This is a genomic window from Bradyrhizobium sp. CB1015 (assembly GCF_025200925.1).
Lineage (GTDB): Bacteria > Pseudomonadota > Alphaproteobacteria > Rhizobiales > Xanthobacteraceae > Bradyrhizobium.
This window is the reverse complement of record NZ_CP104174.1, coordinates 115,386-137,327: the sequence shown is the minus strand read 5'-3', so window position 1 is coordinate 137,327 and position 21,942 is coordinate 115,386. Positions and strand designations below refer to the sequence as shown.

Below are 21,942 nucleotides of genomic sequence, written 5' to 3'. Positions count from 1 at the left end.
CGACCGCCACTCGCTATCCGCCACTCGCTACTCGCAGGTTTCCCATGGCCACCTTCCACTTCGATCTCGTCTCCCCGGAAAAGCTCGCCTTCTCGGGTGAGGTCGATCAGGTCGACATCCCAGGCGTCGAGGGTGATTTCGGCGTGCTGGCCGGACACGCGCCGGTCGTCGCTGCGATCCGCCCGGGCATTCTCACCGTCACCACCGGCGGCCGGCACGAGAAGGTCATCGTGCTCGGCGGCCTCGCCGAAGTCTCCGAGAAGGGCCTGACCGTGCTCGCGGACGTCGCGACCTCGCTGGACGAGCTCGATCGTGCACAGTTCGCCGAGACGATCGCGGAAATGGAAGAGGGACTGAAGGAGCACGAAGGCGACGAGCTCGATCAGGCCATCGCGCGGCTCGACCATTTCAAGAGCATCCAGCAGCAGCTCAGCTCCACGGCCATGCATTAAGCCCCGGGGCACCGCTCCGGGGCTCAGGCCTGAAATTCCTGAACAGATTCAGCGCTCGTCACGAAAGTGGCGGGCGCTGAAACTTTGTTGCGCGTCATCTACGTTCCGCCAAGCCGCCGATGCCGCCACAGCCTTGGGTGCGCCACGATGCCATGACCGAGCGGCCATTCGCCTCGAAGGATTTTCCGATCGTGCGCGATGCCGCAAAGGTTCGGATCGGGAACATGTTCGGGCTCGCGGCCAGATTCCGTTCGATCGCGCTCGGCCCGAACGGGCATTGCTTCCTGGTGCTCGGCGTATCATCCGTGGATGAAGTTCGATGGTCTCTGAATCGTGTGGCGCGATCGCTGGAATTGCCTGCATGCGGAGCGACGTTCTGTAGACGCCGGTGTTGCGGCGCTTGGTCGACTGCGGCACTCCGCACAATCTCGTGGAAGGAGCCGCGACGCGGCGCTCTGCGAGCTATCGGTCCAGCAGCGGCATTGGCTGCGGTCGTTTTCGGACCTGATCTTCGAGAATAGCTCGCCACCCGGAGTAATGGTCACTATAGCGATCGGATGCTCGATTTCGCGGCACAATATGAAGCATTTCGGCGGCGCGACCCGGCGTGGGACGGGGTAGTGTTTGTGGCGGTCAAGACAACGGGGGTGTATTGCCGCCCCGTCTGCCCGGCACGAACACCGCTCTCGCGGAATGTGAACTTTTATCCCAGTGCCGCTTCCGCAGAACACGCGGGTTTTCGACCCTGCCTGCGCTGCCGCCCGGAGACGGCCCCGTTCTGTCCAGCGTGGAAGGGCACAAAGACGACTGTCGAGCGCGCGCTGGCGCTGATCGAAGGCGGTGCGCTTGATCGGGGCAATATCGAAGCACTGGCCGATCGCCTCGGGGTAGGGACACGTCACCTCGGACGCGTGTTCGCCGAGCACCTCGATGCATCGCCCCTACAAGTAGCGCTTTCACTTCGCGTTCAGCGTGCAAAGCGTCTCCTCGACCAAGGCGATCTTTCAATTCCTCTGGTCGCTAAGCGCGCCGGCTTTTCGAGCGCAAGACGCATGAGCGCCGCGTTCAGTCGGATCTACGGCCGGTCACCATCGGCTTTCCGGAACAAGGCGCCGCCAGTCGTTGGCTGAGTGGAGAAGGAGAGACAAGATGTCTGTCAAGACTTTCGGGACGGTGAGTGCCGAGACACAAAAAACGATGAGCGGATTGGAGTTTGTCCAGGGCCTTGCCAGCGGTGTGTTGCCTCTCAACACAATCGCACAAACCTTGGGCTACGACGTGAACGAAGCTGCGCACGGTCGTGTTGTCGTTACACTCATTCCGACTTACGCCCATCTGAACCCAGCCGGCACGGTGCACGGCGGCCTGACGGCTACGCTGCTTGATAGTTGCATGGGGTTGGCCATCCAGTCGATGCTGGACAAAGGCGTGAGCCAGACGACGCTCGAGTTCAAGATTTCCCTCGTGCGTCCAATCACGCCGGATACTGGCCAGATCAGGGCGGAGGGAGTGGTTCTAAACTGTGGACGCCGCGTCGGTACGGCTGAAGGACGGGTCACGGACAGCAAGGGTCGACTGCTCGCTCATGGCACAACGACGTGTCTCATTTTTCCAAGTTGAGATGCCCCCGTTCATTGTGCCACTTGAGACGGAGCGGGAGCGCGCGCTCAGCTGGCGCAACTGGCCACATGCGGTAGCCTACCGGAATTTTCCGACGAAATTCTCCAACTATTTCAATCCCCACGCTACTGTGCATAGGGTTGTTTTCGCGGCTTCAGTTTGCGAAGGCCGCAAACTCTCGCGCCACGGCGCGGTAGACCTCGCGGCGGAACGGCACCACGAGGTCGGCGACACGGTCGAGGCGCTCCCAGCGCCAGGCGTCGAACTCCGCGGGCTGGCCGTTGCGCGGCGTCAGCGGATCGATCTCGTCGTCCTGGCCGGTGAAGCGCAGCGCGAACCATTTTTGGCGCTGGCCGCGAAACTTCGCCAGGCGATGCGTCTGCGGTCCGTCGTAAGGCGGGAATTCGTAGGTGAACCAATCCGTCTCGCCGAGGAATTCGGCGCTGACGACGTTGGTCTCCTCCCAGAGCTCGCGCATCGCCGCATCGCGCAGGTTCTCGCCCTCGTCGACACCGCCCTGCGGCATCTGCCAGTCGAGCCCCGGCAGGATGATCTCGGGACCATCGCCCTTGAAGCGGTGGCCGATCAGCACGCGGCCGTCGGCGTTGAACAGGGCGATGCCCACGTTCGGGCGGTAGGGCTTTTCATGATCGGTCATATATTTTCGCTCTCCGTCGTCGTTCCGGGGCGATGCGCAGCATCGAACCCGGAACCTCGAGATTCCGGGTTCACGCTTCGCGTGCCCCGGAATGACGGAGGAGGTCAATCCTCCGCCAGCGCGGAAAATTCCTTCACGACGCGCTCGTAGACCGGGCGCTTGAACGGGATGATCAAGTTGGGGAGATTCTGCATCGACTCCCAGCGCCAGCTCACGAATTCCGCCTTGTGGCCGCCGCCGCCGGGATTCGCGACGTTGATCTCGCTGTCCTTGCCGGTGAAGCGCACCGCGTACCATTTCTGGCGCTGGCCGCGGTAGCGGCCCTTCCAGGCGCGCCCGGCGACCGTGCGTGGAATGTCGTAAGTGAGCCAGTCCGGGACTTCGCCGAGCCGCTCGACCGAGCGCACGCTGGTCTCCTCGTAGAGCTCGCGCTTGGCCGCTTCCCAGGTGTCCTCGCCGGGATCGACCCCGCCCTGCGGCATCTGCCAGACATGGGTGTCGTCGACATGCTCGATACCGCCGGCGCGGCGGCCGATGAACACCAGTCCCTTTGGATTGATCAGCATCACACCGACACAGGTCCGGTAGGGCAGATCCTCGTAACGCGCCATTCCGCCAGACCTCTTGCCTGCTTTTTTGGAAGGCATGCCGGCCCCGCGAGACCCGTGCCGAACCAATTCGTTGATTTAGCTGGATTTTGATTTCAGCATCGCGGTTGTCAATGGCACCAAAAGGATACCTCGGTCGCCCAATGTCTTGGTCCAGGCGCTGACGCGCTCGATCGAGACGGGCAGGGCGGAGGCCGTGCCGACGGCGATGCCGCGCTCGCGCGCCGTCGATTCCAGCTTGTTGAGGGCGCGGTCGATCTCGGTCCCCGTCGGCACCGCATCGATGGCGATATCGCCCTTGCCGAACGGCACGGCCTGGTTGGCTGCCGCCTGGGGCGCAATGCTGCGCGGCGAGGAGCCGTCGTCGAAGAAGCCGAGGCCGCGCTTGGCCGCCTCGCGGATGATCGGCTGCATCGCCGGCTCGGTCGCAATGAAGCGGGCGCCCATGAAATTGGTGAGGCCGGCATAGCCCTGCATCCGGCTGAGATGCCAGTACAGGCGGTCCATGTTCTGGTCGGGGCTGAGCGAGGTCAAGAGCGTCTGCGGCCCCGGATCGTTGTCGGGGAAATCGTAGGGCTCCATCGGGATCTGAAGGAAGATCTCGTGGCGCTGCGCCCGCGCCCGCTCGGCGAGCTTGCCGGGATCGGATCCGTAGGGCGTGAAGGCCAGCGTCACCGCCGGCGGCAGCTTCATGATGGCATCCAGGGTTTTGGCGGCGCCGACGCCGAGGCCGCCGATCACGATCGCGACCACCGGCATCTTGGCGGCCTTGGCGCGGTCGGCATCGGCTGCATAGACGTTGAACGGCCTCAGCCCGTCGGCAACCACCGGGATCATGCCGTAGCGTGATTTCTCCAGCAGCTTCGGGTTGATCCCGGCCATGACGAACGGCGGGGCGGAGGCATCACCCTTGTCCGCAGCATCGCCGCTACCGATCACCACGTCGTGGCGGGCGCCGGTGGAGCCGTCGATCATGGTGATGGTCTTCTGCTCGCCGGGGGCGGCCTGCTTCGGCGCTTCCTTGGTCTCGTGCTTGGCGTCCGACTTGCTCTCTGCGCCGTGGCCGGATGCGGCCGGCTTCTCGTCCGTGGCAGTGGGAGCGCGGATCGCGAGCCTGGCCATCGGCTCGCCGCCGAGCGGATCGTTGTTGAAGATGGCGAAGCCGGCAAAGGTAACCAGGAACAGGCCGAGCAGGACGGCCAGCAGCTGCATGGCGGTGAACGGCAGCCGCAGCCGGCGTTTCCGGCGCGGCTTGTCCTGTCCGAGCGGGGCGCTCAGATCATCGGCCGTCTCAGTCATGCGCGATCCCGAATCACTCGTGCCGACGATACCACGCCGCGGTCAAGCGGCGGCAGGCCGGGAGAGGCCGGGGACCACGGAGTTCCTAGCAAAAAGGGCGGCTTCAGGAAGCCGCCCTTTCGTGAGATAGCGCGTGGCGCCGACTTAGTTCGCCGCTTTCGGCTTGTCGGCTGTGGCCTTGGTGTCGCCGCCCGGGGTCGGCGCGGCGGAGGCGCTGTTCTTGATCCCGTGGAGCAGGTCGCCGGCGAGCTTGAGCGCCTTGTCGTCCTTGGCGTCCGGCGGGACGTAGGATTGCGAGCCGGTCTTCTCGTCGCCGTCGTTCTTGAGATGGCCGCGCAGCGAAGCCTCGCCCTTGGTGTCGGTGCGCGACTTCAATTCGTCCGGCACGTCCTGCAGCACCTCGATGTCGGGCACGATCCCCTTGGCCTGGATCGACTTGCCCGACGGCGTGTAATAGCGCGCGGTGGTCAGCCGCAGCGCGCCGTTGCCGCTACCGAGCGGAATGATGGTCTGCACCGAGCCCTTGCCGAACGAGCGCGTGCCGACGATGGTCGCGCGCTTGTGGTCCTGCAGCGCGCCGGCGACGATTTCCGACGCCGAGGCCGAGCCGCCATTGACCAGCACGATGACCGGCTTGCCCTTGGTCAGGTCGCCAGCATGTGCGGTGCGGCGCTGGGTCTCCTCGGCATTGCGGCCGCGGGTCGAGACGATCTCGCCCTTCTCGAGGAAGGAGTCCGAGACGGTGACCGCTTCCTCGAGCAAGCCGCCCGGATTGTTGCGGAGGTCGATGATGAAGCCCTTGAGCTTGTCGCCGCCGATCTGGTTCGTGAGGTTACCGACCTCACGCTTCAGCCCTTCGGTGGTCTGCTCGTTGAAGGTGGTGATGCGGATATAGCCGATGTCGTCCTGCTCGACACGCGCTCGCACCGAGCGGACGCGGATGTTGTCGCGCACCAGCGTCACGTCGAGCGGATTGTCCTGGCCCTTGCGGATGATCTTGAGCTTGATCTTGGTGTTGACGGGGCCGCGCATCTTCTCGACCGCCTGGTTCAGGGTCAGGCCCTGCACCGCCTCGTCGTCGAGATTGGTGATGATGTCGTTGGCCATGATGCCGGCGCGCGAGGCCGGCGTGTCGTCGATCGGCGAGACCACCTTGATCAGGCCGTCTTCCATCGTGACCTCGATGCCGAGGCCGCCGAACTCGCCGCGGGTCTGCACCTGCATGTCGCGGAAGCTCTTGGCGTCCATGTAGCTCGAATGCGGATCGAGGCCGGTGAGCATGCCGCTGATGGCGGATTCGATCAGCTTGGTGTCGTCGGGCTTCTCGACATAGTCGGAGCGCACGCGCTCGAAGACGTCGCCGAACAGGTTGAGCTGGCGATAGGTGTCCGCGGTGGCGGCTCGCGCGCTGGAGCCCATGAACACCGCGCGCGGCTGGGTCACGAACAGCGTCAGCGCCGCACCGGTGGCGGCGCTGAGGAGGATTACTGAAGTCTTGCGCATCATCCGCGAACCTTCTCGCCTTCATTTGCGGCCCACCATGGGCCTGGATCGATTGGAGTGCCGTCTTTACGGAACTCGACATACAGCACAGGTTGACTCGCGTTCGTGGCGAGAATGGAGGCGACCTGAGAGGTCGACCCCATGGTCGCGACCGGCTCCCCCGTGAGCACAAACTGGCCGATGTTGACCGAAATGCGCTCCATTCCGGCGATCAGGACATGATACCCGCCCCCGGCATTGAGGATCAAGAGTTGTCCATAGCTGCGGAATGGGCCGGCATACACAACCCAGCCATCACACGGCGTCGTGACCTGGGCGCCGGGCTTGGTCGCCAGCGAAATGCCCTTCTGGACGCCGCCGGCCCCGTCGGAACCGCCAAAATCCCTGATCTTGTTACCGTTAACCGGAAGCGGCAGGAGACCCCTGGCCGAGGCGAAGGCGATCGCCGGGGTGGTGCGGGACTTGTCCTTGAACGCGCCCGGGCCCTGTTTGGCGCTGGCGGCCGCGTTTGCCGCCGCCAGTTTGGCCTCGTTGGCCTCGGCCTGCCTTGCGGCCTCGGCGGCCTTCTCGGCCGCCTTGGCGGCGCTTTGCAGGTCCTGCTCCATCTTGGCGATCAGCCCCTGGAGATCGCCGACCTGCTTCGACAGCGCGATCGCGCGCGCGCTTTCGGCGTCGAGGTCTTTTTCGCGTGCGGACTGTTGACGCTGCCGTTCCTCGATCAGGGCGGTGAGCCGGGTCTGGTCGCTCCTGACCTTGTCGCGGTCGGAGGCGAGCTGATCGCGCTCGGTCGCGATGGTCCTGCGCAAGGCCACGAGCTCGCCGAGCTCGCCGGCGATCCTTTCGGCGCGGCCGCGCAATTCCGGCACGACGGCGCCGAGCAGCATCGCGGTGCGTAACGATTGCAGCGCATCTTCGGGCCGCACCAGCAGCGCCGGCGGCGTGCGCCGGCCGGCCCGCTGCAAGGCCGCCAGCACCTCGACGATGTCGGCGCGGCGCGAATCGAGCGAAGCGCGCATCTGTTGCTCGCGGCCGTTCAGCGCGCGCAGCCGCGCTTCAGCCTCGTCGATCTTGGTCTCCACGGCGCGCACATTGGCGGCGGTTTCGATCAGCTGCTGATTGAGCTGGGTGCGGTCCTGGCCGAGCGCGGTGATCTCGGCCTTCAGCTTGGCCTGCGCTTCTTCCGCGCTTCGTTGCCTCGCGCGCGCGGCCTCCAGCTCCTGCTCGCGCTGCTTGATCGCGTCGGGCGAGACCGCCGCGGTCTGCGGCGGCGCTGGCGTCTGAGCTTGCGCGAGGCTTTCTTCGGCGAAGAGGCTTGCGCCGGCAATGCCAGTGATCAGCAGCAGGTTGAGGAGCGGCGCTCGCATCGTGTCGGCAAAGGTGCTCGTTGTGGCGCGCATCACGCGCGGTGATAGGGATGGCCGGCCAGGATGGTGGCGGCCCGATACAGCTGTTCCAGAAGCATGACGCGGACCATTTGGTGCGGCCAGGTCGCAGAGCCGAACGAGATCGCGAGCTTGGCCTTACGGCGCAATTCGGGCGAAAGTCCGTCCGCCCCTCCGATCACGAAGATAGTATGTCCGGCGCCTTCGTCGCGCCAGCGCGCCAGATGCCGTGCGAATACGGTGGAGGCGAGATTCTGGCCGCGCTCGTCCAGTGCCACCAGGATCGCCTTGTCAGGAATATGCGCCGAGATCGCCGCGGCCTCTTCGGCCATCCGTGTCGCCGCATCGCGTGCGCGGCTTTCCGGAATTTCGTGGATGCCGAGCTCGCGGAATCCAAGCTTGCGGCCAGCCTCCTCGAACCGCTCGAAATAGCGGTCGGCAAGCTCCCGTTCGGGGCCCTGCTTCAGCCGGCCCACCGCAATGACGGCAACACGCATGAATTTTAGAGTCGCGTTGAAAAGACCGCGCGCAACAAGCGCGCGCACGACGCTAGCATGCGCGCCTGCCGATTCGAAATCGGCAGTGAGCCTATATCGCCTTCGAGCCTAGATCGCCTTCGCCGCCCCTGGGCCCTGCGTGTACAACCGCTCCAGGTTGTAGAACTCGCGGACCTCGGGTCGGAACACGTGCACGATCACATCGCCGGAATCGATCAGCACCCAGTCGCAATTGGGCAAGCCCTCGACATGGATGTTCTTGATGCCGGTTTCCTTGAGGCCCTTCGTCACGTTCTCCGCGATCGCGCCGACGTGCCGGTTCACCCGGCCGGTGGTGACGATCATGTAGTCGGAGTATGCCGATTTGCCGCGAAGGTCGATGGTGACCGTCTCTTCCGCCTTCATATCCTCGAGGCGGGAGAGGATCAGGCTCAGCGTCTTGTCGGCGTCGGGTTGCGCCTTCAAGGCCGCAGCTTTGGTCGATGTTTTACGCGTAGGCTTAGCAACCTTGGGTAAAACAGACTTGGACAATACAGATGTGGCCAGGGACCATTCCTTTCACTGTATCGCGAGGACCGAATCCGGCGCTCACGGGTGACACTACATCATGTGGGGTTAAGGGTTTCAATATGCCAGAGAGCCCGATATCCCCCACGACGCCGGCACACTCCGTCTCACTTCGTACCTTTCCAGCTCCCGTCCGGGTTCCGCAGGCCGGTCGAGGACAGATTCAGCTTCAATCCGGTCAGGAACACCCAGGCCGGTGCCGGCCGGTCTGCAAGCAGAGCTGCCTTTTTCTCGGGCAGACGGTAGCGCGATAACGCCTGGGCTGCGGGCGATCCGAGCGCGCGAAAACTCTGCGGTGGGCGATCGATCACTGCCATCGGCACCTGGGCGGCGATGCGCCGCCAGTCCTGCCAACGGTGGAATTGAGCGAGATTGTCGGCGCCCATGATCCAGACAAAGCGCAAGCCAGGGAAGCGGCGGCGCAAGGTGTTGATCGTGTCGATAGTATAGCGGGTGCGAATGACGGATTCGAGACAGCTCACCTCGATGCGCGGATCATCGGCGACGTCGCGCGCAGCCTGCATGCGCGCGCCGAGCTCCTGCAGCGTGCCGTTCTCCTTCAGCGGATTGCCTGGCGTGACCAGCCACCAGACGCGATCGAGCTGCAATCGCTTCAGCGCGAACTGGCTGATGGCGCGATGAGCCTGATGCGGCGGGTTGAACGAGCCGCCGAGCAGGCCGATGCGCATGCCCGGCGTCGAGGGCGGAACCGCTTGCGCCACGAAGCGCGGCACGACGAGATTGTTGCTCAATGCCCGCGCCCCGCGACGTCTACGGCCGGGTCTGCCCGGTGCCGTGGACGCGATATTTGAAGCTCGTCAATTGCTCGGCGCCGACGGGGCCGCGGGCGTGGAAACGGCCGGTGGCAATCCCGATCTCGGCGCCGAAACCGAACTCGCCGCCATCGGCGAACTGCGTCGAGGCATTGTGCAGCACGATCGCGGAATCGACCTCGCTGAGGAATTTCTGCGCCGCAGCCTCATCCGCGCTCACGATTGCATCGGTGTGATGCGAGCCGTGGTCCTGGATGTGTGCGATCGCGCCGTCGACACCGTCCACCACCTTCGCCGCGATGATTGCATCGAGATATTCTGTGTCCCAATCCTCGTCGCTCGCCGGCTTGACGCGCGCATCGGTCTTCTGCACGGCCTCGTCACCGCGCACCTCGCAGCCGGCATCGAGCAGCATCTCGACCAGCGGCTTCAGGCTCTTGCCGGCTGCAGCGCTGTCGACCAGCAGCGTCTCGGCTGCGCCGCAGACGCCGGTGCGTCGCATCTTGGCATTGAGCACGATCGACTTCGCCATGGCGAGGTCGGCGCTGCCATCGACATAGACGTGGTTGACGCCTTCGAGATGCGCGAAGACGGGCACGCGCGCCTCCTGCTCGACGCGTGCGACGAGGCTCTTGCCCCCGCGCGGCACGATCACGTCGATGGCGCCGCTCAGGCCCGACAGCATCATGCCGACCGCCGCGCGGTCGCGCGTCGGCACCAGCGTGATCGCAGCTTCCGGCAGGCCCGCTTCGCGCAGGCCCTGCACCAGGCATTCATGGATCGCGCGGCACGAGCGGAAACTGTCCGAGCCGCCGCGCAGGATCACGGCATTGCCGGATTTCAGGCACAGCACACCGGCATCCGCCGCAACGTTCGGCCGGCTCTCGAAGATCACGCCGACGACGCCGAGCGGCACCCGCACGCGCTCGATGGTCATGCCGTTCGGCCGCTGCCAGCGCTCGATGACGACCCCGATGGGATCGGCGATGCCGCGCACGATGCCGATGCCTTCGGCCATGCCCTCGATGCGCGCCGGCGTCAGCGTCAGGCGGTCGATGAAGGAGGAGGTGGCATTGCCGGAGGCGCGGGCCTCCGCAACGTCCTCGGCATTGGCGGCGAGAATTTTCGCCGCGTTGGCGCGGATCGCCCGCTCCATCGCCTCCAGCGCCCGGTTCTTCTGCTCCGGCGGCGCCAGCGCCAGCACGCGCGCGGCGGCGCGCGCACGGGTTCCGAGATCGGACATCAGCGTCTGAAGATCGGCATTGCCGTCAACGGCTTTGAGGGGGGCGGCCATGGGAGTTCAACCTTCTGCTAAGGCGGTGTCCTAGCACGGAAATCCCGCTTTTGCGAAGGGCGGGGAGGGTATGGCAGGGGTTCGGTTCGCGCTGCTGGGTGGGCCAATGGCCTTGTAGGGCCGGAGGCCCGACGAATCCTTGCGGGATCGCTAAATATCAATAAGTATCATATTTTGATAATGGAGCCGTCCCATGGCGAGCAGCTACAGCATCGGCAAGCATTTCGAGGACCTGATTGACACCTTGGTCGAGAGCGGCCGCTATGCCAGCGCGAGCGAGGTGATGCGCGAAGGCCTGCGCCTCGTCGAGGAGCGCGAGGAGCGGCGCAAACTCAAGCTGGAGGCGCTGCGGGAGGAGATCCAGAAGGGCTTTGACAGCGGGCCGATGGAAGAGGTCGATGTCCAGAAATGGATGAGCGACATCAAGGCGCGGGGACGGCAACGTTTGGCCGCGCGCAAACGTGGCAAATAGATTCCGCAAATCCCCGCAAGCGGACCTTGATCTCGATTCGATCTGGGAATTCATTGCTTCAAACGTGTCCGGGCCGCAGACAAGCAGATCGCACGCATCGGTGAGATCTTCGAGATGCTCCTGGAGAATCCGCTCGCAGGACGGGAACGCCGCGAGTTAAAGGCCGGCCTGCGCAGCTTCGCGGTCGGCAATTATGTGATCTTCTACGCTCCGCTACCGGACGGCGTCGAAATTATCCGCGTCATGCACGGCAGGCAGGATATTAGCGTCGAAGATATGCAGTAGCCGGCGTATGTTCGGCCTTCACCCGCCCACCACCAGATCATCCCGGTGGATCATCTCGGCGCGGCCGCTGATGCCGAGGATGGTCATCACATCAGGGGAGGAGCGGCCCTTGATCCGCTCGGCATCGTCGGCGTCATAGGCGATCAGGCCGCGGCCGACCTCGCTGCCGTCGGGACCGCGCACGATCACGGCATCGCCGCGGGCGAACTGGCCCTCGACCCTGATCACGCCGGCCGGCAGCAGGCTGGCGCCGGCGCGCAGCGCGGTCACGGCGCCGGCATCGATGGTCAGCGTGCCCTTCGGCTCCAGCGTGCCTGCGATCCAGCGCTTGCGTGAGGTGATGGGATTGGCCGGCGTCAGGAACCAGGTGCAGCGACCGCCATCGGCGATCGCCTGCAGGGGATGCTCGATCTTGCCGGAGGCGATCAGCATGTGCGTGCCGCCGGTCGTCGCGATCTTGGCCGCCTCGACCTTGGTGCGCATGCCGCCGCGCGACAGCTCGGATTCGGCATCGCCCGCCACCGCCTCGATCTCCGAGGAGATGCTGTCGACGATGGGAATGAGCTTTGCTTTCGGGTTGTTCTTCGGCGGGGCGTCGTAGAGCCCGTCGATGTCGGACAGCAGCACGAGCAGGTCGGCGCTCGCCATGGTCGCGACGCGCGCGGCGAGGCGATCGTTGTCGCCGTAGCGGATCTCGGTGGTCGCGACCGTGTCGTTCTCGTTGATCACGGGGATGGCGCGCCATTCCAGCAGCTTGCCGATGGTGGAGCGCGCATTGAGATAGCGGCGGCGCTCCTCGGTGTCCTGCAGCGTCACCAGGATCTGGCCGGCGCCGATGCCGTGCGCCCCGAGCACCTCCGACCAGATCCGCGCCAGCGCGATCTGGCCGACGGCAGCCGCGGCCTGGCTCTCTTCCAGCTTCAGCGGGCCGCGCGGCAATTTGAGCCGGCTGCGGCCGAGCGCGATCGAGCCGGAGGAAACGACGAGGACGTCGCGTCCTTCCTGGTGCAGCTTGGCCATGTCGTCGGCGAGCGCGGCGAGCCAGGAGGAGCGCACCTCGCCCTTGTCGGAATCGACCAGCAGCGCGGAGCCGACCTTGACGACGATGCGGCGGAATTGACTGAGTTCGGGGCTGGCCATGTGTGTTTATTTTGGCGCTGGATGCGAATTGCTCGGGAAACGGCGGAGCGACAGGCGGCGCCGATGAGCCCTGCTTTTGCAGCAGGATGGTGACCGGCGCAAGGCGGCCGGCATGGTAAACGGCACATGTCGGCCTTGTGCCGGGCGTCCGCCTGGCTCTAACTGCGGCCAACGACAATGGGAGGGGAGAGCTCGCCGCGAACACTGCGTTGTGGCAGCCGATCGTGAAGGCGACGGGCTACAAGATCGAGAATTGAATCTTCGCCCGCGCTCCATACTCCACCGTCATGGCCGGGCTTGACCCGGCCATCCACGTACTTCCCGCGAAGGAGGTGAGACGTGGATGCCCGGGCCTTCGCCGCGCCGAAGCGGCTTCGGCCGCGCAGGCGGGTCAAGCCCGGGCATGACGAGTTGAGAGAGCTGCGCTCCCTTGCTCACATCTTCGCGCGCTGCGCGATGTCGTCGCGGATCGCGGCAAGCTCTTTCTCGTCCCAGATGCCGATCAGGAAGCCGCCCTTCACCTGGAGCTGATTGTCCGCATAGGTGGCGATCTTCTCGCGCGGTGTGGTGATGTGATCGTTCGGATGCAGCGCCCAGTCGAACAGCTCGGCCTTCAGCCGCGCGATGACGCCGGCGCACTCCGGGTCGTCGCCGCGATCCAGAAATTCGTCCGGATCGGTTTCGAGGTCGTACAGCATCGGGCGGAAGCCGGAGGCGTGGATGTATTTCCAGCGGCCGTCGAATACCATGAACAGGCGGCAGCGCTCGATCGGCTGGTTCAGCTTCAGCCGCACGTCCTGCATGGCATAGTCGTATTCGGAAAATGCCACCTTGCGCCAATCCGGCGGCGTGGGCCCGCGCAGCAGCGGTAGCAGCGAACGTCCTTCGAGGATGTGGCCCGGCACCTTGCCGCCGAAATAATCGAGGAAGGTCGGGGCGAGATCGATCGCCTCCACCAGCGCGTCGCTACGCGTGCCGCGCGTGGCGTCGGCTTCCTGCGAGGGATCGATGATGATCAGCGGAATCTTCGCGGACTGCTCGTGGAACAGGTCCTTCTCGCCCATCCAGTGATCGCCGAGATAGTCGCCATGATCGGAGGTGAACACGATCATGGTGGTGTCCAGCAGGCCGCGCTCACCTAAAAACTTCATCAGCACGCCCATCTGGTCGTCGATCTGGCTGATCAGGCCCATATAGGTCGGGATCACCTTCTCGCGGGCATCATTGCGCGCCATGTTGCGGGAGTAGCGCATGTCCATATAGGCGCCAAACACCGGATGCGGATTCTGCCGCTCGCGCTCGGAGCGGATCGCCGGGATCATGTCATCGGTCGAATACATGCTGGCATAGGGCTCGGGCGCGATATAGGGCCAGTGCGGCTTGATGTAGGACAGATGCAAACACCACGGCCTGCCGTCGGTCTCGGCCTCGCTGATGAAGTCCATCGCGCGCCGCGTCATGTAGGGCGTCTCGGAATGCTCTTCGGGCACGCGCGCGGCCCTGTCGGCGTGAACCAGCAGCCAGCCGTTCTGCAAGCTACCGTCGTCAGCAGCGCCGGAATTGGCCCAATGCTCCCAGGGATTGGTGGCTTCAAAACCGTGCTTTCGCAGATATTCGTCGTATTTCGGCCGCGGCCGCCCGGTCGGATGCAGGCCGTCATCGCGCTCGTAAGGCTCGAAGCCGCATTCGGCGACATGCACGCCGATCATCGATTCCGGGGGAATGCCGAGCGCCTTCATGCCTTCGATGTCGGGCGCCATATGGGTCTTGCCGACCAGCACGTTGCGCACGCCGATCTTGTTGAGGTGATCGCCGAGCGTGGGCTCGCCGACCCGCAGCGGCCAGCCGTTCCAGTGCGAGCCGTGCGAGCGCATGTAGCGGCCCGTATAGAACGACATCCGCGACGGGCCGCAGATCGGCGATTGCACATACGCCTTGGTAAAGAGCACGCCGCGCTTCGCCATGGCGTCGATGTTCGGCGTCTTCAGCGTGGGATGGCCGGTGCAGCCGAGATAGTCGTAGCGAAGCTGGTCGCACATGATCCAGAGAACGTTCTTCGCGTGCGCCATGCTTCTCGCTCCACCGCTTCGTTTGCCCGATATTGCGCTATCGATGGCGCGAAGAAAACCTCTCCCGAAGGGAGAGGTTTCGAGAGAGCGGTGCTTACCTCAAGCCGACCACGGCTCCGCTTCGGCCGCGCTCTTCGCCTTTGCGGACACCGGGCTCTCGCCGATCACATCGGCCAGCGCACGCAACGCCTCCTTGACGCCCTGGCCGGTGGCGCCGGAGAGCAGCAGAGGCGTCTTCTTGGCGGCGCGCTTCAGGCGGTCCTTCTGCTTCTTCAGCTCGTCCGGCTCGACCGCGTCGATCTTGTTCAGCGCGACGATCTCGATCTTGTCGGTGAGCTGGCCGCCATAGGCGTCGAGCTCCTTGCGCACGGTCTTGTACGCTTTGCCGGCATGCTCGCAGGTGGCATCGATCAAGTGCAGCAGCACGCGGCAGCGCTCGACATGGCCGAGGAAGCGGTCGCCGAGGCCGGTGCCTTCATGTGCGCCCTCGATCAGGCCGGGAATGTCGGCGAGCACGAATTCGCGGCCGTCGGCGTTCACGACGCCGAGCTGCGGATGCAGCGTGGTGAAGGGATAGTCGGCGATCTTCGGCCGCGCTGCGCTGACCTTGGAGAGGAAGGTCGATTTGCCGGCATTGGGCATGCCGACGAGGCCGGCGTCGGCAATGAGTTTCAGCCGCAGCCAGATCCAGCGCTCCTCGCCGGGCTGGCCGGGATTGGCGTTGCGCGGGGCGCGGTTGGTCGACGACTTGAAATGCGCATTGCCGAAGCCGCCATTGCCGCCCTCGGCCAGCACGAATTTCTCGCCGACCTTGGTGAAGTCGTGGATCAAGGTCTCGCGGTCCTCGTCGAAGATCTGCGTGCCGACCGGAACCTTCAGCACGATGTTCTTGCCGTTGGCGCCATGGCGATCCGAGCCCATGCCGTTCTCGCCCTTCTGGGCCTTGAAGTGCTGCTGGTAGCGGTAGTCGATCAGCGTGTTGAGGCCGTCTGCGACCTCGATGATGACATTGCCGCCGCGGCCGCCATTGCCGCCGGAGGGGCCGCCGAATTCGATGAACTTCTCGCGGCGGAACGCCACGCAGCCGTTCCCGCCGTCACCGGAGCGGATATAGACCTTTGCTTCGTCGAGGAATTTCATGGGCCATAGGTAGGCCAGCCGGTCCCCTCCGGCAACCTGAATTGGCCCGTGAAACGGCCGAATTTTAAGCGATTTCCGTCCTTCCTTAACCGGCCGGCCGCCGCCGGATCAGGAACTTCTGCATCCCCTCCAGCACCAGCTCCTTGCGCTGGTTGAACACGGTGCTGCGCAGCGTCACCGTGCCGGTGGTGCGCCCCGGCACTAGCTCGATGACTTCCAGCGCAGGATAGAGGGTGTCGTCGGCGAACACGGGCTTGAGAAAGCGGCTCGATTGCTCGAGGAAGCCGACCAGGGACTCCTCGACCAGGAACGGAAACAGGCCGGCGCCGGGCGCGGTGTGGATCAGGGTCTGGAAGCCGTGGGCGAGCAGATGCGGCATGCCGCGGCTGCGGCAATATTCCACGTCGTAGTGCACGGGATGGGTGTCGCCGCTCGCGGTCTGGAATGCGGCGAACAATGCCGAGGTCTGGGTGCGGCTCGGCAGCACGAAGCGTTCGCCGACGACGAAATCCTCAAACCAGCGTTGCGTCGGGATCATGCGATGCCGGGCCGGATCGAAATCGGTCATGTCAGGGCTCTTCTGTCGATGTGGCCTGTATCGCTACCGCGATGCGAAGAGTGCGACAATCCGTTCAATTCGGCGCTAGCGGGCTTGTCCCGGCGGCTCACGTCATTAAAACGACCGCAAGCGACTCTGGTCGCTGCTTTCGCCGCTTTCTCACCGTCATTGCGAGCGCAGCGAAGCAATCCAGACTGCCGCTGCGGAGACAGTCTGGATTGCTTCGCTGCGCTCGCAATGACGCTTCCCACGAATGACCGCAATGCCCCTGTTCAAGAATCTCTCCGCCTATGACGATCGCTCCGCGCGCCTCGCCGGCATCGGACTCATGGTGCTGTCGATCTTCATGTTCTCGTTCGGCGACGCCATGGGCAAGTTCCTGGTCGGGACCTATTCGGTGGGGCAGCTCTTGTTCCTGCGCGCCTGCGCGGCGCTGCTCCTGCTGTCGCCGCTGATCTGGAAGCAGCGCGACCTGTTCCTGCATCTGGAGCGGCCGGGCCTGCAGCTGGTTCGCGTCGTGCTGTCGACGCTGGAGGTCGCGGCCTTCTTTCTCGCAACCGTCTATCTGCCGCTCGCCGACGTCATCACCTATTATCTCGCAGGTCCGATCTTCGTCACCGCGATGTCGGCGATCTTTCTGGGCGAGAAGGTCGGCTGGCGGCGCTGGACCGCGATCCTGATCGGCTTCTGCGGCGTCTTGATCGCGCTGCGGCCGTCGGCGCAGACCGTCAGCCTGCCGGCGCTGATTGCGCTCGGCGGCAGCCTCTCCTTCGCAACCCTGATGCTGATCACGCGCAGCCTGCGCAAGACGCCCGACATCGTGATGGCGTCCTCGCAATTCATCGGCACGTTTTCGCTGGGGGCGGTGCTGTCGGCGTTCCACTGGGTGCCGCCGACGCCAGGCAGCCTCGTGATCTTCGCGCTCGCCGGATGCGTTTCGGTGACCGCGCTGTTCTGCGTCAACCGCTCGCTCAAGCTGGCGCCGGCCAGCGTCGTGGTGCCCTATCAATATTCGATGATCGTCTGGGCGGTGATCTTCGGCTTCGTCGTGTTCGGCGACGTCCCGTCGATCGCAACACTCGCCGGCGCCGCGATCATCATCGGCGCCGGGTTCTACATTTACTTGCGCGAGCGGGATCTGGGACGTCCCGGCGACGAAGTGAATCCGCCGGCGTGATCCCCCACCCTCCCCTGGAGGGGGAGGGTCGCTGCGCATGCAGCGCAGCGAAATGCGTAGCGGGGTGGGGTGATGGTCTCTCCGCGTCGAATACTGCCCGAGTGGAAAGATCACCCCACCCCGCTCGCGCTGTGCGCGATCGACCCTCCCCCTCCAGGGGAGGGTAAGTTACCGCACCCGCCTCGCACTGCTCCAGCTCTTCAGCGAGGCCCACACGCCGCGCGACAGGCGGAAGCAGTCGACAGGCGTGGAGGAGCCCAGCGCCAGGAAGCGGTGCAGCTGGACGCCGCTCCACTGGAAGCCACACTTCTCCAGCACCTTGCGCGAGGCCGGATTGGTGACGCGCGCACCGGCATAGAGATGCTCGTCCTCGAACTCCTCGAAGAAGAAGTCGATCGCGCCGCGTGCAGCCTCGGTGGCAAAGCCCCGGCCCCAATGCTCGATGCCGAGCCAGTAGCCAAGCTCGGCATTGCCGGGCTTGGAGCAATCGATGCCGACCATGCCGACCGGCCCGCTATCGTGCTCGATCAGGAACACGGTCTCAGCTCCGAGTTCGGCGGTGGCGCGGATGAATTCGACGGCGTCGTCCTGCGAATAGGGATGCGGCAGGCGGCGCGTGTTCTCGGCGACGCGGCGGTCATTGGCGAGCCGGGCGATGGCCCTGACGTCGGCCAGCGTCGGCCGCCGCAAGGTCAGCCGCTCTGTGGCGACGACGCTGGGTCTCGCCTCGGCCAAGGTCACGCTCGAAAAATCCTGCAACATGTCCGGCTCCGTGAAAGTCACTAATTCAAAGTGAGCAAAGAAAAGGGGAGGCCGGTTTCCCGCCTCCCCTTGGAGCCTTCGATCTGTTGGGATCTTCAGGACTCCGCCGGTTCAGTCGGGACCGGCGGACTCCAATTTGATCCACCGTCTATTCAGCAGCCTCGACAATCGGGAGCACCGATACGAAGGTGCGGCCGTTGGCTTTGGCTTGGAACGCAACGCGGCCCTCGATCTTGGCAAACAGAGTGTGGTCCGTACCCATGCCGACATTGAGGCCGGGGTGCCAGGTGGTGCCGCGCTGACGCGCAATGATGTTGCCGGGCGTGACGATCTCGCCGCCGAACGCCTTGATACCGAGGCGCTTGCCCTTGGAATCGCGACCGTTGCGCGATGAACCGCCTGCTTTTTTGTGAGCCATGGCTCGTCTCCGAAATCCTGCGTAGTTCTAGGTCAATTCCTTGACGGAATCATTTCAAAATTTCTCACGCATCAATTCGTGAATTGGCGTGATCGATTTTCCTTACTCGGCAGCTTCCGCTGCCGGCTCCTTCGCCACCTTCTCCTTCTTCGGACGCGGGCCCTTGGTGGGCTTGGCGCCGTCGGTCAGGATCTCGCTGACGCGCAGCACGGTGATCTCGTCGCGGTAGCCGCGCTTGCGGCGCGAATTCTTGCGGCGGCGCTTCTTGAAGGCGATGACCTTCGGGCCGCGCTTGTGGTCGAGCACCTCGACCGCGACGGACGCACCTGCGACCGTCGGAACGCCCAGCACCGGCGTGTCGCCGCCGACCACCAGAACTTCATTCAACTGCACGATCGAGCCGACTTCGCCTTCGATCTTGCCTACTTCGAGAACATCATCCGGCACGACGCGGTATTGCTTGCCGCCGGTTTTGATGACTGCGAACATCGTTCTTTCTCCGTGTTCAATCCCGGCCTCGGGACGCGTATCGTCCGGGCCGGCTTTTTGTCAGTCGCTAATGGTTTATGCGAGTCTGCGTGGGCGGGAGTTATCCCTTTGAAAACCCACGCAAAAACAAGCGGCGCGAGAAACGCCCCGCGCCGGCTGTGGGACTTATAGCCGCCATCCGCCCAGAGTCAAGGAAAACTGGGCAAAAACCGCCCGGATTTGAAGGATTTGGCGCAATTCCAGCGGGATGGCGGAATCTTCCGCCCGCGTGCAACCAAAGGGTTCCCTCCCCGTTGTGTCCTCGCGAATTGGACACGCGGGCAAGGGCTATCATGGCGACGGACGAACTGGTCAAGACAACGGGCATCGCCCAGCACGGGGCGAGCCGCCTGCCGTCGGTCGATGTCGACAGCTTCAACATCGAGATCAAGGACGAGGACGGGTTTCTCGGCGACCGCGCCAGCAAGGGCGCCTTTCGCGAGATCCTCGAAGAATGGCGCAAGCCGCTGCGCAAGAGCGGCGAGGATCCGTTCGGCGACGAGCCGTCCGACAAGATCAGCAAGAAGGTCCTGGATGCCGTTCTGGTCGGCGACGATACCGAGGCCACCGCCGTGGTGCACAGCGCGATCGAGGACTTCGCGCAGGAGCTCGCCTACGTCACGCGGCGATTCCTCAAGACCAAGGCCTGGGCCAAGACCGAATGCATCGTGGTCGGTGGCGGCTTTCGCGCCAGCCGTCTCGGCGAGATCGCCATTGCGCGGGCCGAGATCATCCTGAAATCGGAGGGCTTCAAGGTCGACCTGGTGCCGATTCGCTTCGATCCCGATGATGCCGGCCTGATCGGAGCCTTGCACCTCGCGCCGTCCTGGATTTTCGAGGCCTATGACAGCATTCTCGCCGTCGACATCGGCGGCACCAACATCCGCTGCGGCATCGTCGAGACCCGTTGGAAGAAGGCGCCCGATTTGTCCAAGGCGGTCGTCTTCAAATCCGAGCTGTGGCGCCATGCCGACGACGAGCCGAGCCGCGAAGCTGCGGTGAAGCGGCTGGTCAAGATGCTGCAAGGCCTCGTTGAGGACGCCGCGGCCGAAGGCTTCAAGCTCGCACCCTTCATCGGCATCGCCTGTCCCGGCGTGATCAATGCGGACGGCTCGATCGAGAAAGGCGCGCAGAACCTCCCCGGCAATTGGGAGAGCAGCAAGTTCAACCTGCCGGCGAGCCTGGTCGAGGCCATTCCGCAGATCGGCGAGCACGACACCGCGGTCCTGATGCACAATGACGGCGTCGTTCAGGGCCTGTCGGAAGTGCCGTTCATGCAGCATGTCGAGCGCTGGGGCGTGCTCACCATCGGCACCGGGCTCGGCAACGCGCGCTTCACCAATCGCCGCAAGGAGAACGGCAACGGCAAGGACCGTGATTCCACGGAGAACGGGAAGAAAAAGGGCAAAGCGGACAAGGAGTAACCTTGACCGGTTAGGTTAAGGGACGGATTGCGTTGCGGGAAGCCCGCCGCACGCTAGGGTCGAATCGTCGCTTCCACTCGGCCGGCGAAGCCGCCCTTCACGGCCAGTATTTCAATGAGCGGCACGGGACCGCCAGTGTTTACCGCGTCTGGCGGTCCCACCCCGTTTTCTCCTCAGCTCCAGCCGATGCGCTGAAAGAATGCCGCGATCTCGCGTGCCGCGCGATCCGGATCTTCCCGATGCGGGAAGTGGCCGACATCCGGAAACATCTTGAGATCGAGATCGCCGAAGGTCTCGGACAGCCGGTCGGTCCAGCGATACGGAAACAACGGATCGTGCTCGGCCCAGCGCACGCAGGTCGGCACCTCGATCGGCGGCAGCGTGGGCGCTTCGCCTTTCATCATCGCCACGCGCCCGGCGCGCGAGGCGCGGTAATGCGCAAAGCCGCCGGCGAGGTTGCCGTCTTTCACGAAATTGCCCGTGAAGGCCTCCAGCACGTCGTCGAAGGCGTTCTTCCGGTGCGCCCAGCCGGTAAGGAAATGGCTGATATAGAGCCGGCAGCTCTCCCGGCTCGCACTGATGAGCCTTGGCGCCATCTCCATCTGGTGAAAGGACTGGTACCAGATGTGGTTGAGCCGATCGGGTGCCGCCATCCGCGGCCCGATCCCGGGATAGACGAAATCGAAGAAGAACAGCCCTGACACCCGCTCGCGCGCCTGCCGGGCCAGGGGCTGCATGACAGCGCCGCCGACATCGTGGCCGACCACGCCGAATCGGTCGATGCCGAGTCCGTCCATCAGCGCCAGCATGTCGGCGGCATGGCCGTCCGGTCCGTAAGGGCCATCGGGCTTGTCGCTGTCGCCGAAGCCGCGGAGGTCAGGCGCGACAAGCGTGAACCGGTCCGAAAGCCTCGACATCACCGGCTCCCAGGTCAGCCAGAATTCCGGCCAGCCATGCAGCAAAAGCAGCGGTTTGCCCTGCCCAGCGCGGACCAGGTGGAAATCGGCGCCGTTGGCCTTGATGGTCAGGTGCTCCATACCGGTTCCTCACGCCTTGAAGGGACAAGGGGACGACAAGAGCTGAAAGAGGCAGCGGATTTTCCCCTTTCGCGCCTTGTCTGGCCCGCCATCCTCGCCTATTAACGCCCCAACCACAGGGGCCCTGCCTCTATATGGCGCCTTCAGGAGAGGTGGCAGAGTGGTTGAATGCACCGCACTCGAAATGCGGCATAGGTGCAAGCCTATCGGGGGTTCGAATCCCTCCCTCTCCGCCAGCTCAACGACGACGCTTCCAAATAGCTCCGTAAAATCAGCCT

The 21,942-nt window shown here is 64.5% G+C and carries 24 protein-coding genes and 1 tRNA gene; 8 read left to right on the top strand and 17 right to left on the bottom strand.

Annotated features, from left to right (window positions below; genetic code table 11):
- The first annotated feature begins 44 nt into the window (after positions 1-44).
- From N2604_RS00645 to N2604_RS00635, 3 genes are all read left to right on the top strand, one after another.
- Complete coding sequence (locus N2604_RS00645; RefSeq protein WP_260373361.1) at positions 45-452, top strand: F0F1 ATP synthase subunit epsilon; 408 nt, start codon at positions 45-47, stop codon at positions 450-452.
- A 557-nt stretch (positions 453-1,009) separates the two neighbouring features.
- A complete protein-coding gene (locus tag N2604_RS00640; protein ID WP_260373360.1) occupies positions 1,010-1,582 on the top strand; it encodes a bifunctional transcriptional activator/DNA repair enzyme AdaA in 573 nt (190 codons plus the stop codon).
- Positions 1,583-1,601: 19 nt separating this feature from the next.
- Positions 1,602-2,072, top strand: coding sequence for a PaaI family thioesterase (locus tag N2604_RS00635; RefSeq protein WP_260373359.1), 471 nt, complete (start codon positions 1,602-1,604; stop codon positions 2,070-2,072).
- 154 nt (positions 2,073-2,226) lie between these two features.
- On the opposite strand, the gene N2604_RS00630 is transcribed toward N2604_RS00635, so the two are convergent.
- The 9 genes from N2604_RS00630 to N2604_RS00590 form a co-directional block, all read right to left on the bottom strand.
- Entirely contained in the window at positions 2,227-2,730 is a 504-nt protein-coding gene (locus N2604_RS00630) for an RNA pyrophosphohydrolase (RefSeq protein WP_260373358.1), read from the bottom strand.
- A gap of 104 nt (positions 2,731-2,834) precedes the next feature.
- Positions 2,835-3,341: an RNA pyrophosphohydrolase gene (locus N2604_RS00625; protein WP_260373357.1), complete on the bottom strand. Its 507-nt coding sequence runs from the start codon at positions 3,339-3,341 to the stop codon at positions 2,835-2,837.
- 75 nt (positions 3,342-3,416) lie between these two features.
- A complete protein-coding gene (locus N2604_RS00620; protein ID WP_260373356.1) occupies positions 3,417-4,637 on the bottom strand; it encodes a divergent polysaccharide deacetylase family protein in 1,221 nt (406 codons plus the stop codon).
- 144 nt (positions 4,638-4,781) lie between these two features.
- Entirely contained in the window at positions 4,782-6,143 is a 1,362-nt protein-coding gene (locus tag N2604_RS00615; RefSeq protein ID WP_260373355.1) for a S41 family peptidase, read from the bottom strand.
- A complete protein-coding gene (locus tag N2604_RS00610; RefSeq protein ID WP_260373354.1) occupies positions 6,140-7,504 on the bottom strand; it encodes a murein hydrolase activator EnvC in 1,365 nt (454 codons plus the stop codon). The genes N2604_RS00615 and N2604_RS00610 overlap by 4 nt, the downstream gene beginning before the upstream one ends.
- Positions 7,505-7,536: 32 nt before the next feature.
- Entirely contained in the window at positions 7,537-8,019 is a 483-nt protein-coding gene (rlmH, locus tag N2604_RS00605; RefSeq protein ID WP_260373353.1) for a 23S rRNA (pseudouridine(1915)-N(3))-methyltransferase RlmH, read from the bottom strand.
- A 108-nt stretch (positions 8,020-8,127) separates the two neighbouring features.
- Complete coding sequence (rsfS, locus tag N2604_RS00600) at positions 8,128-8,484, bottom strand: ribosome silencing factor (protein WP_018643875.1); 357 nt, start codon at positions 8,482-8,484, stop codon at positions 8,128-8,130.
- 209 nt (positions 8,485-8,693) lie between these two features.
- Positions 8,694-9,338 (bottom strand): nicotinate-nucleotide adenylyltransferase, encoded by a 645-nt coding sequence (locus tag N2604_RS00595; RefSeq protein WP_260373352.1) that lies wholly within the window; start codon positions 9,336-9,338, stop codon positions 8,694-8,696.
- A gap of 19 nt (positions 9,339-9,357) precedes the next feature.
- Complete coding sequence (locus tag N2604_RS00590; protein WP_260373351.1) at positions 9,358-10,653, bottom strand: glutamate-5-semialdehyde dehydrogenase; 1,296 nt, start codon at positions 10,651-10,653, stop codon at positions 9,358-9,360.
- Positions 10,654-10,846: 193 nt separating this feature from the next.
- On the opposite strand from N2604_RS00590, the gene N2604_RS00585 reads away from it, so the two are divergent.
- Positions 10,847-11,125, top strand: coding sequence for a type II toxin-antitoxin system ParD family antitoxin (locus tag N2604_RS00585; RefSeq protein WP_260373350.1), 279 nt, complete (start codon positions 10,847-10,849; stop codon positions 11,123-11,125).
- A 114-nt stretch (positions 11,126-11,239) separates the two neighbouring features.
- The gene (locus N2604_RS00580; RefSeq protein ID WP_260373349.1) at positions 11,240-11,410 is read left to right on the top strand and encodes a type II toxin-antitoxin system RelE/ParE family toxin; all 171 of its coding nucleotides are present in this window, start codon (positions 11,240-11,242) and stop codon (positions 11,408-11,410) included.
- Positions 11,411-11,428: 18 nt separating this feature from the next.
- On the opposite strand, the gene proB is transcribed toward N2604_RS00580, so the two are convergent.
- From proB to N2604_RS00560, 4 genes are all read right to left on the bottom strand, one after another.
- Positions 11,429-12,550, bottom strand: coding sequence for a glutamate 5-kinase (gene proB / locus N2604_RS00575; RefSeq protein WP_260373348.1), 1,122 nt, complete (start codon positions 12,548-12,550; stop codon positions 11,429-11,431).
- Between the two features lie 434 nt (positions 12,551-12,984).
- Positions 12,985-14,619 (bottom strand): alkaline phosphatase family protein, encoded by a 1,635-nt coding sequence (locus N2604_RS00570; protein ID WP_260373347.1) that lies wholly within the window; start codon positions 14,617-14,619, stop codon positions 12,985-12,987.
- Between the two features lie 99 nt (positions 14,620-14,718).
- Complete coding sequence (obgE, locus tag N2604_RS00565; RefSeq protein ID WP_057026545.1) at positions 14,719-15,759, bottom strand: GTPase ObgE; 1,041 nt, start codon at positions 15,757-15,759, stop codon at positions 14,719-14,721.
- A gap of 85 nt (positions 15,760-15,844) precedes the next feature.
- Positions 15,845-16,327, bottom strand: a complete 483-nt coding sequence (locus N2604_RS00560) for a MaoC family dehydratase (protein WP_260373346.1) — start codon at positions 16,325-16,327, stop codon at positions 15,845-15,847.
- 253 nt (positions 16,328-16,580) lie between these two features.
- Between N2604_RS00560 and N2604_RS00555 the strand changes: the two genes are divergently transcribed.
- Positions 16,581-17,495, top strand: a complete 915-nt coding sequence (locus tag N2604_RS00555; RefSeq protein WP_260373345.1) for a DMT family transporter — start codon at positions 16,581-16,583, stop codon at positions 17,493-17,495.
- A 168-nt stretch (positions 17,496-17,663) separates the two neighbouring features.
- Here the strand turns inward: N2604_RS00555 and N2604_RS00550 are convergent, their stop codons facing one another.
- The 3 genes from N2604_RS00550 to rplU form a co-directional block, all read right to left on the bottom strand.
- A complete protein-coding gene (locus tag N2604_RS00550) occupies positions 17,664-18,257 on the bottom strand; it encodes a GNAT family N-acetyltransferase (protein ID WP_260373344.1) in 594 nt (197 codons plus the stop codon).
- Positions 18,258-18,405: 148 nt separating this feature from the next.
- Positions 18,406-18,675, bottom strand: coding sequence for a 50S ribosomal protein L27 (gene rpmA, locus N2604_RS00545; protein WP_260373343.1), 270 nt, complete (start codon positions 18,673-18,675; stop codon positions 18,406-18,408).
- 102 nt (positions 18,676-18,777) lie between these two features.
- On the bottom strand, positions 18,778-19,164 hold the full coding sequence (gene rplU / locus N2604_RS00540; RefSeq protein ID WP_126261262.1) for a 50S ribosomal protein L21: 387 nt from the start codon (positions 19,162-19,164) through the stop codon (positions 18,778-18,780).
- 332 nt (positions 19,165-19,496) lie between these two features.
- Here rplU and N2604_RS00535 point away from each other — a divergent pair, with 332 nt between their 5' ends.
- Positions 19,497-20,627 (top strand): ROK family protein, encoded by a 1,131-nt coding sequence (locus N2604_RS00535; RefSeq protein WP_260373342.1) that lies wholly within the window; start codon positions 19,497-19,499, stop codon positions 20,625-20,627.
- Positions 20,628-20,800: 173 nt separating this feature from the next.
- Here the strand turns inward: N2604_RS00535 and N2604_RS00530 are convergent, their stop codons facing one another.
- Complete coding sequence (locus N2604_RS00530) at positions 20,801-21,664, bottom strand: alpha/beta fold hydrolase (RefSeq protein ID WP_260373341.1); 864 nt, start codon at positions 21,662-21,664, stop codon at positions 20,801-20,803.
- Positions 21,665-21,810: 146 nt separating this feature from the next.
- Between N2604_RS00530 and N2604_RS00525 the strand changes: the two genes are divergently transcribed.
- Positions 21,811-21,900: transfer RNA gene (locus tag N2604_RS00525), tRNA-Ser, on the top strand.
- The last annotated feature ends 42 nt before the right edge of the window (positions 21,901-21,942 follow it).